Origin of the sequence: Streptomyces sp. NPDC005728 (genome assembly GCF_040630895.1) — a bacterium.
Lineage (GTDB): Bacteria > Actinomycetota > Actinomycetes > Streptomycetales > Streptomycetaceae > Streptomyces.
Genome location: NZ_JBEXYL010000146.1, coordinates 1 through 14480, shown reverse-complemented (window position 1 = coordinate 14480; position 14480 = coordinate 1). Strand labels below are relative to the sequence as shown.

Genomic DNA, 14480 nt, shown 5'->3' with positions numbered 1-14480 from the left:
GCCAGCCTTCCGTGAAGGGCTGTCAGTTAGCCACCAGAACTGGAACCTCAGAGGTGGGGCAGGTCAAGATGTCACCCGATCGTGCAGCAGACCCGACAGAGGCACAAAGGAGACGGCTCCCCGTCTTGCCGTCTCGGAGGATGCTCAGTCGAGACAGAACTCGTTGCCCTCGATGTCCTGCATGACGATGCACGAGTCGTTGCCGTCATACAGTAGTCGCTCGCGTACCGCCCCGAGCGCGACCAGTCGTGCGCACTCGGCTTCGAGCGTGGCGAGGCGCTCTTCACCCACGAGCCCGGTGCCGACCCTCACGTCAAGATGCACCCGATTCTTGACGACCTTGCCCTCGGGAACGCGCTGAAAGAACAGTCGCGGCCCCACACCTGAGGGATCAACGCAGGCGAACCATGAACCCTTGTCCTCAGGGGGCCGCGAGCGATCGAAATCGTCCCAAGTAGCAAACCCCTGCGGTGGCGGCGATACGACGTACCCCAACACCTCACACCAAAAACGAGCGACGCGCTCAGGTTCTGCGCAGTCGAAGGTGACTTGGAACTGCTTGATCGATGACATCGGCGCACCATAGCAGGGGGCTCTGTTGCTCATCTCCCGGTAGGCATATGCATGTTGACGGGTACGGGTGGCCCTGGAGAGCCACTGCTGTGTCGTGCGGTCGCAGGGGGTGACCCGATGTCCATGCCCCCAAGGGGTTGCCCGTCGTTCCGGACCAACGCGGCCACGGCCCGCGCCGCGATTTCCGAGGGCAGTCTGCCGATCCGGGCCCGCACCTACGGAGAAGACTTCTCTCGAGTGAGGACCGGAACCGCACCCACCCCGAGCCGTGCACGTCCGTGACCCCGCCGGTCCTTGGCCACCTTGGACATCAAGTGATCAAACCGGACAGCCCGCGAGAATGACGCAGCCCTGGCGGCGTAGCCCACCGGTGGGTCCCAGGATCCAATCCCACTCTTGCGGGACCGGGCCGGAGTGCCCTGGCGGGATCTGCCTGCACGTTTCGGCAAGTGGAAGACCGTCTGGGAACGACACAAATGCTGGTCGGCGAACGGCACGTGGTGACGCACACGTCAGGTGCAAGGCGGCAGGTACGAGGGAGGTGGTGGTCATCGCGATGGACCTGGGCGGTGAGGCCGACCGACGCGGCACCGGGAGGCTGTCGGAGCGCGGGCCCGAGATGCTCACTGCTCGACCGGCTTCCGTTCGTGGGGGATCTTCTCGCCGGCCTCGATCGCGACCGGGAGCCGGTTCTCGGCGGGCGGCAGCGGGCAGGTCGCGAAGTCGGTGTAGGCGCACGGCAGGTTGGTGGCGCGGTTGAAGTCCAGGATCACGGTGCCGTCGGGCCCGGGGGCGTCGATCTGCAGGGCGCGGTTGGCCGCGTATGTGGTCACGCCTGAGGTCGCGTCGGTGAACAGCACCATGAGGCTGCCCAGTGTGTGTCCGTTGAACGCGGTCAGACTCAACTCCCGGCCGTCGAACCGGAGTTCAATCCGGCCGGGCGCGTCGTACACATGCTGCAGCCCCTCGACGGCAGCGCCCACGGTGGTCGGTCGAGGCTCGGTGAACGGGACGTACCTTCCGGTGACCACCCAGCGCGGGTCCGGCGCATACGCGGGCGTCCCGGTGAATGCGGTGCGCAGCGGATGCTGTGGGTGCCGCGGCCGGATCACGTCGTGGCCGCCCCGCCTGGCTATCTCGATCACCGCATCCCCCCAGACGGCGTTCACGCCGCCGCGTTCCGGGATGACGCCGAAGGCGTGGCGTCCGCGCACCACGGTGCCGTCGACGACGAGTTCCTCGTCTTCGCCGAGTACGACACTGACGCTGTCGTCGCCCGTCGACCAGGTGCCGGGCGCGTCGGGGAAGCGCTGGGGCTGGTCGGTCGGCCAGTGCAGGCCGGTGACGGCGAGGAAGCCGTGTTCGTGGGCGAGCGCGGCATCCTTTTGCAGGTGCCACGCCTCCCATTCCGCGGTGAAGGCGTCGATGCCGGTGCGGGAATCCTGGACGATCATGTGTACTCCTGGGCGATACGGTCCTGATGGGGGGAGTGGCGTACGCGTCACACGGCGTCCGGTCCGCCGATGCGAAGCACTGTCTTGCCGCGGGTGCCTCCGGCCTCGAAGCGTCGGTGGACCTCGGCGACCTCCGCCGACGTGACGACGGTCGGAGGATCGTAGGGAAGCGTCCCGGAGGCGAGAGCGGTGAGCGCCCTGGACAGGTGCTCGCCGATCGTGGCGGGGGAGCGGCGGGCGACGTCGCCGATGTTGTACCCGGCGATGCTGCGGCTGTTCTTCCACAGATCCCACACGTCCGCCGTCCAGTCCGCGTGGCGTCCGAGATCCCCGTAGCCCACGACCCGGCCGAAGGGGGCCAGCACCTCCAGACTCGCCCGCCGCACCGGCCCGCCGACCGGGTCCAGCACCAGGTCCACCCCGCGCCCTGCGGTGACCTCCACGACCGCGTCCGCGAAGCCTTCGCGGGCGAACAGCGCGTCGTAGCCCAGAGCGCCGGCCAGTTCCGCCTTCTCGGGGGAGCCCACTGTGCCCAGGACAAGCTCGGCGCCGAGCGCACGCGCGATCCGCGCCGCGGCCGAGCCGACCCCACCGGCCGCTGCATGGATCAGCACCGTCTCGCCGTGGCGCAACCGTCCCGCGTCCGTCAGCACGCCGTAGGCCGTCGGATACACGCACGGCACTCCCGCGGCGTGCGCCGGCGGAAGCGGGCCCACCGGCCGGACGAAATCCCTGTCGGCCACGGCGAACTGGGCGTAGCCTCCGAAACCCGGCAGGTAGGCGGCGACTTGCTCGCCGACAGCCGGTCCTCTCGCCCCGGTGCCGAGCGCGACCACCGTGCCGGAGACCTCCAGGCCCGGCACGTCGTAGCCGCCGTGGCCGTCGGGCTCGCCGAACTCGCCACGCCGGTGCTGCACCTCGGCGAAGTTCACCCCGGCGTACGCGACTTCGATCAGCACCTGGCCCGGACCAGGCGCCGGTGTCGGTACCCGGATCTCCTCCAGGACCTCCGGGCCGCCGTTCGACTTGAATCCGTATGCACGCATGCGGTGTTCCTCTCAACCGTTGTGTCGGACCGGAAGCGAAGCTCCCCCAGTTCTCCGCGCGGTGGTCTCCTCCCTGGGTGCGGTGTGGAGTGCCTGTCATACCGCGGTTCAGTGAGAGGCGAGGCGCTGCTCCGTCCCGATCCGGAGACCTGCGTGGACATGAGCTGAGCCGGTGCATGGCGTTGGCCAAGAGGCCCGTCACGGGCGGTTGAGGCTGCAACGGCAGCATGAACGGGGCCGCGAGGGAGCGACGGGGCGCCTGGGGGCGGTGTTACCGTCCGGCGGAACAGGCCGTGGTCGTGACGCGCACGTAGTCGACGTGGCGGCGGGTCACGAGCACGGTCATGAAGCCAGCAAACCACAGCCGCCGCGAACGACGCCAGTGACTGCCTCATCCCTGCTGCCAGGCAGCGCCTCCGGGACGAGGTCGCCCACCAGCGCGGCGACGTGCTCCGCTTCGATGCGGAAGGCATCGTGGCCGTGCGGGGATTCGATCACCCGGAGGTGATCCGCCAGGACGATGACTTCGAACCCGTGTCAGTGTGGGAGTGGGCCAGCGGCATCGTCGAGGAGTACCTGCGGGTGTTCGGCGGCCCCGAGCAGCTCGCGGCCTGGCGGGAGAACCGTCCCTACGTCGCCGACGTCACCGCGTGAGCAAGCCGAAGGAGAGCCGGTCATGACCACATTCCCCACCGCGCAAGCCGTGCGGACCACCCCGGAAGGCCTCCTGTGGGAGCCCAGCGAGCGCTGGGTGCGTGGCCGCAAGGGCGATGTCACCGTCGTCGACAGCAGGCACCCCGTCCTCGTCTGGGAGCCGGGTGTCCCCGTCCCGCTGTACGCGTTTCCCCGCACGGAGGTCCGCGAGGACCTGCTCCGCCCGGCGAAGAGCCCGCCTACGGGCGCCCACACCGGATCGCAGATCTTCTACGACCTCGCAGTCGACGGCGAACTCCTGGAGAACGCCGCGTGGACCTTCCCCTCCGCCGACCTGGCCGACCACATCGCCTTCGAGTGGTTCCGGCGCAGCGGCAAGGGGCTCGACCGCTGGTACGAGGAGGAGGAAGAGATCTTCATCCATCCCCGCGACCCGCACAAACGCGTGGACGCCATCCCCAGCAGCCGCCACGTCCAGGTCGAGATCGACGGCATGCTCGTCGCCGACACCCGGCGCCCGGTGATGCTCTTCGAGACCGGTCTGCCCACGCGGTACTACGTCCCGCGCGAGGACGTCCGACTCGACCTGCTCGAACCCACCGACCACCACACCGGCTGCCCCTACAAGGGCACCGCCGAGTACTGGTCGTGGCGCGGCGAGGCCGACGTACCGCCCGACGTCGTTTGGAGCTACCCGGACCCGCTGCCCGCGGTGGGCCCGATCAAGGGACTTCTCGCCTTCTACAACGAGGCGGTCGACATCACCGTGGACGGCGAACGCCACGAACGCCCTGTCACCCACTTCACCGGGACGCTCTCCGAGCAGCAGCACAGGTCTTGTCCGTGACGCCCCCTCGGGTAACGGGCGCATGACGGAGACACGAAGCGGTCGTTGCAATACCGAGCGGTCAACTTTCCTTCGTTGACCGGGAATTGGGGCGTGGATAGCGTCCCCGGCATGCGGATCTCTCTGCGGATATCTCTGCGGTTCACCCGGCGGCGCGCCGTTGATCTGTTGCGTGTCGCCGCCGCGCTGTGTAGCTGACACTCGCCGCACCGCCGCAGCCGTCCCCACGCCCGGCCGCCCTTGGCGGCGGTGTCGAGCGCGTGCAGTTCGGCGCGTGAGCGGTCGAGTGCCCCGGCAACAGCAGTCACCCGTACGTACGCGAAGGAGTATCCGTGAACCCGCTCAGAACCCGCCGCTCCGCCCTGAAGGCGCTGGGCTCGGCAGCCCTGCTGGCTGCCTCCGCCACCGTCCCGTCCGCTACGGCCGCCGTGGCGGACGAACGGAAGCGGCGCCCGTCCGTGGCGCTCGACTGGTACGACACGACGACCGCGACCGTCTCGGCGGCCGGCGCCGCCACCCAGATCACCAACAGCCGGACCTGGGCCATCAGCTGGCTCGCGGCGGCCCGAGCCACCCGTGAGGTGCCGCCCGGAGTCGACCGGAGCGCGTTTCGGGATGCGGCCCTGGCGTCCGCCGTACACGACTCCCTGGTGGCCCTGGTCCCGTCCCGCACCCGGGAACTGGACACCACGCTGCGCACGACGCTGGACCGCCTTCCGGACGGACCGGCCAAGTCGAAGGCCGTGGCGGCCGGTGCGCGCCAGGCACGGCTGGTCCTCGCCTCGCGAAAGGGCGACGGCCTCGATCCGGCTTCGGTGAACGCGCCGTTCACCGTGCCGCCGGCAGCGCCCGGTGTGTGGCAGCCGACCCCGCCTGATCACGCCCCGGCCGCGCAGTACGGCAACCGGACGGCCAGGCCCTTCCTGCTGGCTGCGCCCGACCAGTACCGGCTGCCCGCGCCGCCCGCCCTGGACTCCGCGCGCTACCGTGCCGACCTGGCCGAGGTCCGTGCGTACGGGGCCGTGAACAGCACCGTCCGCACGCAGCGGCAGACCGAGACCGCCACCTTCTGGTACGGCTCCTCCCTGACGCTGTACACCGAGCCGCTGCGGGTCGCCCTGGCCCGGGCACCGCATTCCACCGCCGGACAGGCAAGGCTGGTGGCCCTGTTCCACGTCGCCCTGGTGGACACGCAGATCGCCACCTCCGACAGCAAGTACGAGTACCTGCGGTGGCGCCCGGTCACGGCCATCCGCACCGGCGCGATCGACCCCGACCCCGCATGGACGCCGCTGCACATCACGCCGGCCCACCCCGACTACCCCAGCGGGCACAACACCTACGCCGGGGCGGCGGAAACGGTCCTCACGGCGCTCACCGGACCTCGCACCGCACCGTTCGAACTGACCAGCCCCACCGCTCCCGGAGTGACCCGCACCTACACGGCCTGGCGCCAACTGTCCCAGGACAACGTGGACGCCCGCGTGTACTCCGGCATCCACACCCGCTCGGCCGACGAGGCCGGCCTCGTCCTCGGCAAGCGGGTCGCGGCGCACGCCCTGCGCGACGCCGCCCGCCTGTTCGACACGCGGTGAGCGGCACCGCGGCTCCGTTCTGAAGAGGTGGAGAAGCTCCAGCTTCCGCAATGTGAGACCTGTCCGGCACCTATTGACCGAAGGGGCGGAGGTCTGCTCAACTCACGTTCCATGACCCCGCGCGTGGATTTGACTCGGCGGCGCCACATCGACCTGGCGCACGTCTCCAGCGCGTTCTGTTGCCGTTGATCCGGAAAGCGTGTCGCTGATCCGCAAGGTGGCCCTCCGCAGCGGCCGGTGCATCCCGGTGATGTGTCTCCGGCTGGGGCGGTGCGAAGCCGCCGCCCCAGCGGTGCCTCCCGTAAGGACCGCGGTACTCACCGCCTGACCGCCTTCTTCTTCCGCTCCTCTCTCCTTCCTGCTCTGGCTCGGGGGAGAAGTACGTGCGGAACAGCCCGAAGTCGGTGAGGCGACGTGCCGTCAGCCAGCGCTCGCACGAACACCATCACACGGCTCGCCCCTCATCGGGCACTCCTCGAGTAGTCGTCGGTCCCCCGCATCGCGCCCAGACCGAGTACTGACTTCGCGGCCGTTCATCCCTGCCCATCACCCGCTCACTCCGGCTCTCGGCACCCGGCAGCGCCCCCGAATTCCTTGAGAGGGACCTCCCATGTCTCTGTCCATCCGCAAGCTCACTGGCCGCATCGGCGCGCTCGTCCAGGGCGTCGACCTCGCGGCGCGCCCCGACCCTTCGACGATCACGACGCTCCGCCATGCCCTCAACGAGCACAAGGCGATCGTGTTCGACGACGTGAACCTCGACAACGCCGGTCAGGAGCATGTGGCCCGGTGGTTCGGCGACCTGACAACCGCCCACCCGAACGTTCCGGCCGCCGACGGTACGACGAACGTGCTCGCCGTCGACAGTGAGACGTCCAAGGCGAACGAGTGGCACACGGACGTCACCTTCGTGGTCAATCCACCGCAGCTCACCACGCTCCGGTCGATCGTGACCACGCCGTACGGCGGCGAGACGCTCATCGCGAACGCGGCTGCGGCCTACCGAGCCCTGCCCGACCCGCTCCGGGCCCTTGCGGACTCGCTGCGCGTCGTGCACACCAACCAGTACGACTACGGGCGCCCTTCGGTCACGACGGCGTCGCGGAAGGAGTACGACCGGGTCTTCGTCTCGACCCCGTACGAGACAGAGCACCCTCTCGTGCGGGTGCATCCGCTGACGGGCGAGCACGGGCTGTTCATCGGAGGGTTCACCAAGCGGATCGTCGGCCTGTCGAGCAGTGAGTCGGCGGATCTGCTCCGCATCTTCCAGTCGTACGTGACCCGTCCGGAGAACATCCTGCGCTGGACGTGGTCCCCCGACCAGCTGCTGATCTTCGACAACCGGATCACCCAGCACTACGGGGTGGACAACTACGACGACCACCCGCGTCGCCTCAACCGGGTCACGGTCGCGGGAGACGTGCCGGTCGGCGTCGACGGACGCCGCAGCGAGCCGCTCGTCGGCGACGCCTCGCACTACAGCAGCGTCCTGGAGGTGGCGGCGTGACCGAGGTCAGCCTCAAGGCGCCGGCCGTGGAACCGGCTGCCGAGACGCCACGCGCGGCAAGCGGGCGCGAGGTCTTCCTGCCGCGCGACGCCCGCCGCCAGACGGTGCTCAGCACGCTCCGCGAGCGCCTGCGCTGGCCTCTGGGGATCTATACGACTCCGATCGTGGTCCTCATCGTCTGGGAGGTCCTCGCCAGGGCCGGCGTGCTGGCGAAGACCTACGCTCCGGCACCGACCTCCATCGTGAAGTCCGCCGTCGACCTGTGGCAGCAGGGCGTGCTCGGACCTGACCTGGCGATCTCGCTGCAAAGGGCCGGTATCGGTCTCGCGATCGGTCTGACGGTGGGCATCGTCACCGGGGTGCTCGGTGGTCTGCTGCGCAGCGGCGAGTATCTGTTCAACGGCGTCGTGCAGGTGCTGAACACGATCCCGCTGCTGGCGGTGCTGCCGCTCATGATCGTGTGGTTCGGCATCGACGAGCTCACCAAGGTGCTCCTGATCTCGTTCGGTGCGGGCGTTCCGATGTATCTCAACCTGTTCGCCGCGATCCGGGGTGTCGATCAGCGTCTGATCGAGATGGCGCGGACGACGGGCGCCGGCACCTGGCGCCTGGTCACCCGTGTCCTGGTGCCCGGAGCACTGCCGGGGTTCCTGGTCGGCCTCCGGTTCTCTCTCGCGTACAGCGTGCTGGGCCTCGTCGCCGCCGAGACGGTCAACGCAGACAAGGGTCTCGGCTTCCTCATCACTCAAGGGCAGACCTACCTGCAGACCAACCAGGTTTTCGTGGGGCTGGTGATCTACTCGCTCCTCGGTCTGCTCGCCGACCAGTTCGTCCGGGCTCTCGAGCGGGTGCTCCTGCGGTGGCGCCCCAGTTATGAGGCAGCATGAGCACCACGGTTGCCACCCACAGCACACAGCCCCGCCGACAGGCAGGCGCCGTCGTCGAGAAGGTCGTCCGCCGGTTCGGGGACCGGGTCGTCCTCGACCACCTGGACCTCACCCTCGCCGACGAGGAACTGGTGGTCCTGCTGGGCCCCTCCGGCTGCGGCAAGAGCACCCTCCTCAGGTTGCTCGCCGGACTGGACCGGCCCGACGGCGGGCGGGTCGAGGTCCCGGCGGAGCGCGCGATCGTGTTCCAGTCCGACCGTCTGCTGCCGTGGCAGCGAGTGCTGCGCAACGTCACCCTCGGCCTGCACGGGCCGGACGCCGACCAGCGGGCCCTCGACGTGCTCGCCGAGGTCGGACTCTCGGGCCGCGAGAAGGCGTGGCCCAAGGAGCTGTCCGGCGGCGAGGCCCAGCGGGTGTCGCTGGCTCGGGCCCTGGTATCCGAGCCCGAACTCGTGCTGCTCGACGAGCCGTTCGCGGCGCTCGACGCGATCACCCGGCTGCGCATGCACGACCTCGTCCGGGCGCTGAGGAGCAAGCACCACGCGGCCATGCTGCTCGTCACCCACGACGTCGACGAGGCGATCGCGCTGGCTGATCGCGTCGTCGTCATGAGCAACGGCCGCATCGGCACATCGCACCTCGTCCGGCTCTCGGCCGCGGACCGCGAGGCGAGCCTCGCGCGAGAGGAGCTGCGCTCCGCGCTCCTGGAAGACCTCGGTCTCGCCAACCAGCACTGACTTCCCCACCACACCCACCGACTTCTCCCACCACAGCACAGAAAGCACGTGAGAACCCATGTCCAGACGAACCTTCCGACCCGTCGCCGCCGTTGGCCTGCTCGCACTGGGGAGCACCCTCGTCGCCTGCGCATCGACGTCGGAGGCCGCCGCGCCCCTGAGCAAGCCGAGTGGATCGAGCGCCCACAGTCACCCCGAGTGGAGCAAGTACACCTTCACCATCGGTGACAACGGCGGTGACGGCAGCCAGGAGCTTGCGAAGATCACCGGTGTGTTCGACAACGCGCCCTACAAGGTGAAGTTCGCCCGCTTCACCTACGGCCCGCCGCTCGTACAGGCCGCCGCGTCGGGCGACATCGACCTGGGAGCGGTCGGCGACGTACCGCCGATCACGGGCGCCGCGAAGGAGTACGGCTTCAAGGTCGTGGCCGTCAACCGGTCGCTGATGCCCACTCAGTCGAACGAGAACATCATCGTTCCCAAGGGCTCGAAGCTGAAGACGCTCGCGGACCTCAAGGGCAAGAAGATCGCCGTCCCGCAGGGCAGTTCGGCCCACGGTCTGATCCTGAACGCGCTCAAGAGCGTCGGCCTCAGCCCCAAGGACGTGCACCTGGCCTTCCTCGACCCGGCGGCCGGCGCCACCGCATTCAACACCGGCAAGGTGGACGCCTGGTCGATCTGGAACCCCCAGTCGGCGATCGCGGTCAAGAACGGTGCTCGGATCCTGGCGAAGGGTCTCCCCCCGATCGACCAGACGAGCAGTTACTACGTCGCAAGTGAAAAGTCGCTGAACGACAAGACGAAGCGGGCGGCCCTCACCGATGTCCTGCAGCGACTGGCCCACGAGTTCGCCTGGGCGATCAAGCACGAGGACAAGTACGCGCAGGCGCTCTCCAAGGAGGAAGGCATCCCCCTGGACGATGCCAAGGCGTCCCTGAAGGCCTTCGAGACCCGAGTGACCCCGGTGGAGAAGTCGGACATCGCCGCGGAGCAGAAGCTCGCCGACGCCTTCCTGGAGGCGGGCCAGATCACCAAGAAGGTCGATGTCTCGTCGATCACCGACAACCTGCTCCCGGCCGGCTACGACAGCTCGAAGCTGCAGGTCGGCTGAGCAGGCTCGGATCCCTCAGAACACCGAAAGGAGAACACACGTGAGCGAGACAAGACGCCGGCTCCACCTCAACGCCTTCCTCATGGAGGCAGGTCACCACGAGGCATCGTGGCGGCTCCCGTACAGCAACCCACGGGCCGACTTCGACCTGCAGCACTGGATCGGGCTGGCCCAGCTGGCCGAGAGCGCCACGTTCGACTCGCTGTTCCTCGCGGACGGTCCGGCAATCACCGGCACCGGCGAGTTCCGGCCACCGGGCCAACTCGAACCGCTGACGCTACTGACCGTGCTGTCCCAGGCGACCAGCAGGATCGGACTCATCGCGACGGTGTCGTCGACGTACAACGAGCCCTACAACCTCGCGCGTCGCCTCGCCTCGGTCGATCACGTCAGCGGCGGCCGCGCAGGCTGGAACATCGTCACCTCGGCGGGCGCCGACGAAGCGGCCAACTTCGGCCTCGACAACCGCCCCGACCACGCCGAACGCTACGCCCGTGCCGACGAGTTCCTGCACATCGCCAAGGCACTGTGGGACAGCTGGGAGTCCGAGGCCGTCGTCGCGGACAAAGCCACAGGGCGCTACGCCAACCCCGCGCAAATCCACAAACCGGCCCACCGGGGCACATACTTCTCGGTGGCCGGCCCGCTCAACGTCGAGCGTCCACCGCAGGGCTACCCGCTGCTCGTCCAGGCCGGCTCCTCCGAGGACGGCAAGGACTTCGCGGCACGGCACGCCGAGGCGATCTTCACCGCACACCAGACGTACGAGCGCGCGGCCGACTTCTACGGCGACATCAAAGCGCGGACCAGGGCCGCGGGACGCGACCCGGACGGCGTGATCGTCCTGCCGGGAATCGTCCCGTACATCGGGTCCACCGAGAAGGAGGCCCGCGCGCTGGCGAAGCAGTTCGACGACCTGCGCATTCCGGAGTACGGGCTGCGCCAGCTGGCCGCGGTCTTCGAGACCGAGCCGTCCGTGTTCGAACTCGACGAATCCCTGCCGGACTTCATCCTCGCGCGGCCGAAGCTCGAGGGATCACAGAGCCGCTCCGACCTGATCATCGAACTCGCCCTACGCGAGAAGCTGACGGTTCGCCAGATCATCTCGCGACTCGGAGGTGGCCGCGGCCACTTCGAGTTCATCGGTACGCCCGAGCAGGTGGCGGACACGATCGTCGCCTGGTTCGAGGGCGGTGCCGCGGACGGGTTCAACATCATGGCGCCCACCCTCCCGTCGGGCCTGGAGACCTTCATCGATCAGGTACTGCCGATCCTGCGCGGCAAGGGCCTGTTCCGCGAGGCGTACGAAGGCACGACCCTCCGCGAGCACTACGGTCTGCCGGTACCGGCCAACCAGTTCCACCAGGCAGAGACACAGGTGCTCGGCGTCTGAGCCGATCGGTGCTCCTCGTACAGGGGCTCAGCAAGTCCTACAAGGACGGCTTCACCGCGGCGCCGGCTCTCCCGCTCACCGGCAGCGGGAGCGCCGCCCGCCCGGTGCGACGGGCTCGGCCGGCACCGGCATCTGGTACGAGTTCGCCCGGGTGTAGTGCTACCCGTTTCCCGTGGGCACCCGGCAGTCAGGATGCATTCAGGTGTCCGGTGGCACGGTCGCTGTCCATGACCCACGAAACGTCTGAGACCTCCGCCGCCCCCGTGGCCGACGGGCCCGCTGCTCGTGCGCGGCAGCGGCTGCGCCGGAACAAAGTGCCCGAGATCACCGTGTACTTCTGGATCATCAAGGTGCTGTGCACGACGGTCGGTGAGACCGCGGCCGACCTGCTGAACGAGAAGGCGGGCCTCGGCCTGACCGGTGTGTCGGTCCTGATGAGCGCCCTGCTGGCCGTGGTGCTGGTCGTGCAGTTCCGCACGAGCGCGTACCGGGCGGGCGTGTACTGGCTCGCCGTGGCCCTGATCAGCGTCGTCGGCACCCTGATCAGTGACAACCTCACCGACAACATGGGTGTGCCGCTGGAGCTGAGCACCACGGTGTTCGCGCTCGTTCTCGCGGTCGTTTTCGTCGTCTGGTACCGCCGGGAGCGGACGCTGTCCATCCACAGCATCGACACCACCAGCCGCGAGTCCTTCTACTGGCTCGCGGTCCTGTTCACGTTCGCCCTGGGCACCGCGGCCGGTGACCTGGTGTCCGAGCGCATGGATCTCGGCTACTGGCTGTCCGCCGTGCTGTTCGCCCTGGCCATCGCCGCGGTCGCCGTCGCGCACTTCGCACTCGGTCTCAACGCGGTATGGAGCTTCTGGATCGCGTACATCCTCACCCGGCCGCTCGGGGCTTCGATCGGCGACTACCTGTCCCAGCCGACCGGAGACGGCGGCCTGGGCCTGGGGACCGTGATCACCAGCGTGCTGTTCCTCGCGGTCATCCTCGGCCTGGTCGTGTATCTGGGCGTGACCCGCAAGGACGTCACCGCCCCGGAGCGGGCCACACGACACACAGCGTGACCTGCAACCTGGACGCGTTCAGGATGCGTTCAGGGTCTCCGTGCCACGGTCGGAGACCAAGCCGGTCGCCAAGGGCGGCCTGGACCTCGGGACCGTGGGCTCGTCCGCGCCGTCCTGCTCGTTGTCCTGTTCGGTCTGACGGGCTACGCCCATACGGGGGAGCGCCGGACCGCCGCCGCACCGGCGAACGAGGCGCGGTAGTCGGTCACCCGGCAGGGAGGCTGACCGTGAACCTGGCCCCGGGTGCGTGTCCGGGGTCGTAGGAGACCTCACCGCCGACGGTGCGGGCCAGGCGTCGTGCGAGGGGCAGCCCGAGGCCCGCGCCGTCGTGCCCGTCGCCGGTGTCGGCCCGGCGGCCGGGCTGGAACAGTTCGTCCAGGAACGTCTCGGGCACACCGGGGCCGTCGTCGACGACATCGATCCGTACGGCGCCGGGCAGGCGCCGCGCGGACACGGTCACGCTGGAGCGGGCATAGCGGAGGGCGTTGGCGATCAGAGGGCTGAGAATGCGTTCGAGGAGAGCGGGTGCCACCCCCGCCTCCAGGACCTGCGCATCCGTCTCCATCGTGGTCTCCACCCGGTCCGGTGGGGCGACGTGCTGGAGCAGGCGGTCCAGGACGGGCACGACGTCCGCCGTCGCGGGGGCCGTCGCCCGGCCGAGCGCGTTCTCGCGGGCGTCGTCGAGGAGCGTGTCGCAGATGGTGCGCATGGCCTGCGCTGCCTCGGCGATCACCTCGTGGGTGGCGCGGGTCTGGGCGTCCGTGCGCGGGCGGGTCCGCCACCAGTCGAGTTCCATGATGATCCGGGTGAGTGGTGTGCGCAGTTCGTGGGACAGTTCTCCCGTCAGCTGCTGTTCGTGGCGCAGTACGGTGCGTATGCGATCGAGCAGCGCGTCCAGTGAGCCACCCAGACGGGCGAGTTCGACCGGGTGATCTTCCGTGCCGAAGCGGTCGTCGGAGCCCACGGCGCTCCACTGCGTGGCCTGGTCGGTCATCGTTCGCACCGGTCGCAGTGCCCGGCCGACGGACAGGCGCGTGAGGACGTACATGCATCCGAGCATCACCGCGTCCAGGACGAGCGAACCCAGCAACAGGGTGCGGGCCGAACTGCGGTACGGAGCCAGGTCCAGAGCGGTGACGATGGTGGCTTCGGCAGCGTGGCCGCGGACCGGCTGGGAGCACAGCCGGACAGGCCGGTGACCGCTGACGGTCGTGCAGGCGTGCTTGCGCTGTGCGGCCAGCCGGTCGACGGCCCGGGCCAGTGGGCTCCCGATGGTGGCGGTCGGTGGCTTCTCCAGCAGACGGGTGCCGGCGTAGATCCACACATTCGCGTCGAGGAGGCGGTCGTTGACGGTCTCCAGGACGCGTACCCGGGGACCGCTGGTGTCGACCGTGGTGGTCACGGCCGCCGCTCTGGTGCGCAGTTCGTCGTCGGCCTGGTGCTGCAGGTGCTCGTCCATCACGGCGTTGAACGCCACCGTCAGGACGGTCATCAGCAGCGCGGCGGTGGCCAGGGCAACGAGGGAGAGCCGGCCTCGAAGAGTGCGCGGGGCCAGGCGACTCAGGATGTGGAAGCGACTGGTCATGACAGGCGGTGTCCGACCCCGCGC

At 69.1% G+C, this 14480-nt stretch carries 14 protein-coding genes and 1 pseudogene; 11 read left to right on the top strand and 4 right to left on the bottom strand.

The genetic code is table 11. The features are described 5' to 3' along the window. Positions 1-144: 144 nt before the first annotated feature. Positions 145-573, bottom strand: coding sequence for a VOC family protein (locus ABZ471_RS44205; protein WP_359074817.1), 429 nt, complete (start codon positions 571-573; stop codon positions 145-147). Between the two features lie 399 nt (positions 574-972). On the opposite strand from ABZ471_RS44205, the pseudogene ABZ471_RS44200 reads away from it, so the two are divergent. Then, a pseudogene (locus ABZ471_RS44200) lies at positions 973-1071 on the top strand (transposase); the annotation flags it as partial. A gap of 125 nt (positions 1072-1196) precedes the next feature. Here ABZ471_RS44200 and ABZ471_RS44195 read toward each other — a convergent pair. Beyond that, a complete protein-coding gene (locus ABZ471_RS44195) occupies positions 1197-2027 on the bottom strand; it encodes a DUF1684 domain-containing protein (RefSeq protein WP_359074816.1) in 831 nt (276 codons plus the stop codon). Positions 2028-2074: 47 nt separating this feature from the next. Next, positions 2075-3073 carry a zinc-binding dehydrogenase gene (locus ABZ471_RS44190; RefSeq protein WP_359074815.1) on the bottom strand — a complete coding sequence of 333 codons (999 nt, stop codon included), beginning with the start codon at positions 3071-3073 and terminating at the stop codon, positions 2075-2077. Between the two features lie 447 nt (positions 3074-3520). On the opposite strand from ABZ471_RS44190, the gene ABZ471_RS44185 reads away from it, so the two are divergent. From ABZ471_RS44185 to ABZ471_RS44140, 10 genes are all read left to right on the top strand, one after another. Beyond that, positions 3521-3727, top strand: a complete 207-nt coding sequence (locus ABZ471_RS44185) for a hypothetical protein (RefSeq protein WP_359074814.1) — start codon at positions 3521-3523, stop codon at positions 3725-3727. Positions 3728-3749: 22 nt separating this feature from the next. After that, on the top strand, positions 3750-4574 hold the full coding sequence (locus tag ABZ471_RS44180; protein WP_359074813.1) for a DUF427 domain-containing protein: 825 nt from the start codon (positions 3750-3752) through the stop codon (positions 4572-4574). 111 nt (positions 4575-4685) lie between these two features. Continuing rightward, the gene (locus tag ABZ471_RS44175; protein WP_351255689.1) at positions 4686-4772 is read left to right on the top strand and encodes a putative leader peptide; all 87 of its coding nucleotides are present in this window, start codon (positions 4686-4688) and stop codon (positions 4770-4772) included. Positions 4773-4906: 134 nt separating this feature from the next. Continuing rightward, positions 4907-6169, top strand: a complete 1263-nt coding sequence (locus ABZ471_RS44170; protein ID WP_359074812.1) for a vanadium-dependent haloperoxidase — start codon at positions 4907-4909, stop codon at positions 6167-6169. Positions 6170-6779: 610 nt separating this feature from the next. Next, a complete protein-coding gene (locus ABZ471_RS44165) occupies positions 6780-7676 on the top strand; it encodes a TauD/TfdA family dioxygenase (protein WP_359074811.1) in 897 nt (298 codons plus the stop codon). After that, entirely contained in the window at positions 7673-8563 is an 891-nt protein-coding gene (locus ABZ471_RS44160) for an ABC transporter permease (protein WP_359074810.1), read from the top strand. Before ABZ471_RS44165 ends, ABZ471_RS44160 begins: the two co-directional genes overlap by 4 nt. After that, positions 8560-9300 carry an ABC transporter ATP-binding protein gene (locus tag ABZ471_RS44155; protein WP_359074809.1) on the top strand — a complete coding sequence of 247 codons (741 nt, stop codon included), beginning with the start codon at positions 8560-8562 and terminating at the stop codon, positions 9298-9300. Before ABZ471_RS44160 ends, ABZ471_RS44155 begins: the two co-directional genes overlap by 4 nt. Positions 9301-9358: 58 nt before the next feature. Then, positions 9359-10411: an aliphatic sulfonate ABC transporter substrate-binding protein gene (locus tag ABZ471_RS44150; RefSeq protein ID WP_359074808.1), complete on the top strand. Its 1053-nt coding sequence runs from the start codon at positions 9359-9361 to the stop codon at positions 10409-10411. 40 nt (positions 10412-10451) lie between these two features. After that, positions 10452-11804, top strand: coding sequence for an LLM class flavin-dependent oxidoreductase (locus tag ABZ471_RS44145; protein WP_359074807.1), 1353 nt, complete (start codon positions 10452-10454; stop codon positions 11802-11804). 227 nt (positions 11805-12031) lie between these two features. After that, entirely contained in the window at positions 12032-12871 is an 840-nt protein-coding gene (locus ABZ471_RS44140; RefSeq protein WP_359074806.1) for a hypothetical protein, read from the top strand. A gap of 205 nt (positions 12872-13076) precedes the next feature. Here ABZ471_RS44140 and ABZ471_RS44135 read toward each other — a convergent pair whose 3' ends face one another. Continuing rightward, complete coding sequence (locus tag ABZ471_RS44135) at positions 13077-14456, bottom strand: HAMP domain-containing sensor histidine kinase (protein WP_359074805.1); 1380 nt, start codon at positions 14454-14456, stop codon at positions 13077-13079. Between the last annotated feature and the right edge of the window lie 24 nt (positions 14457-14480).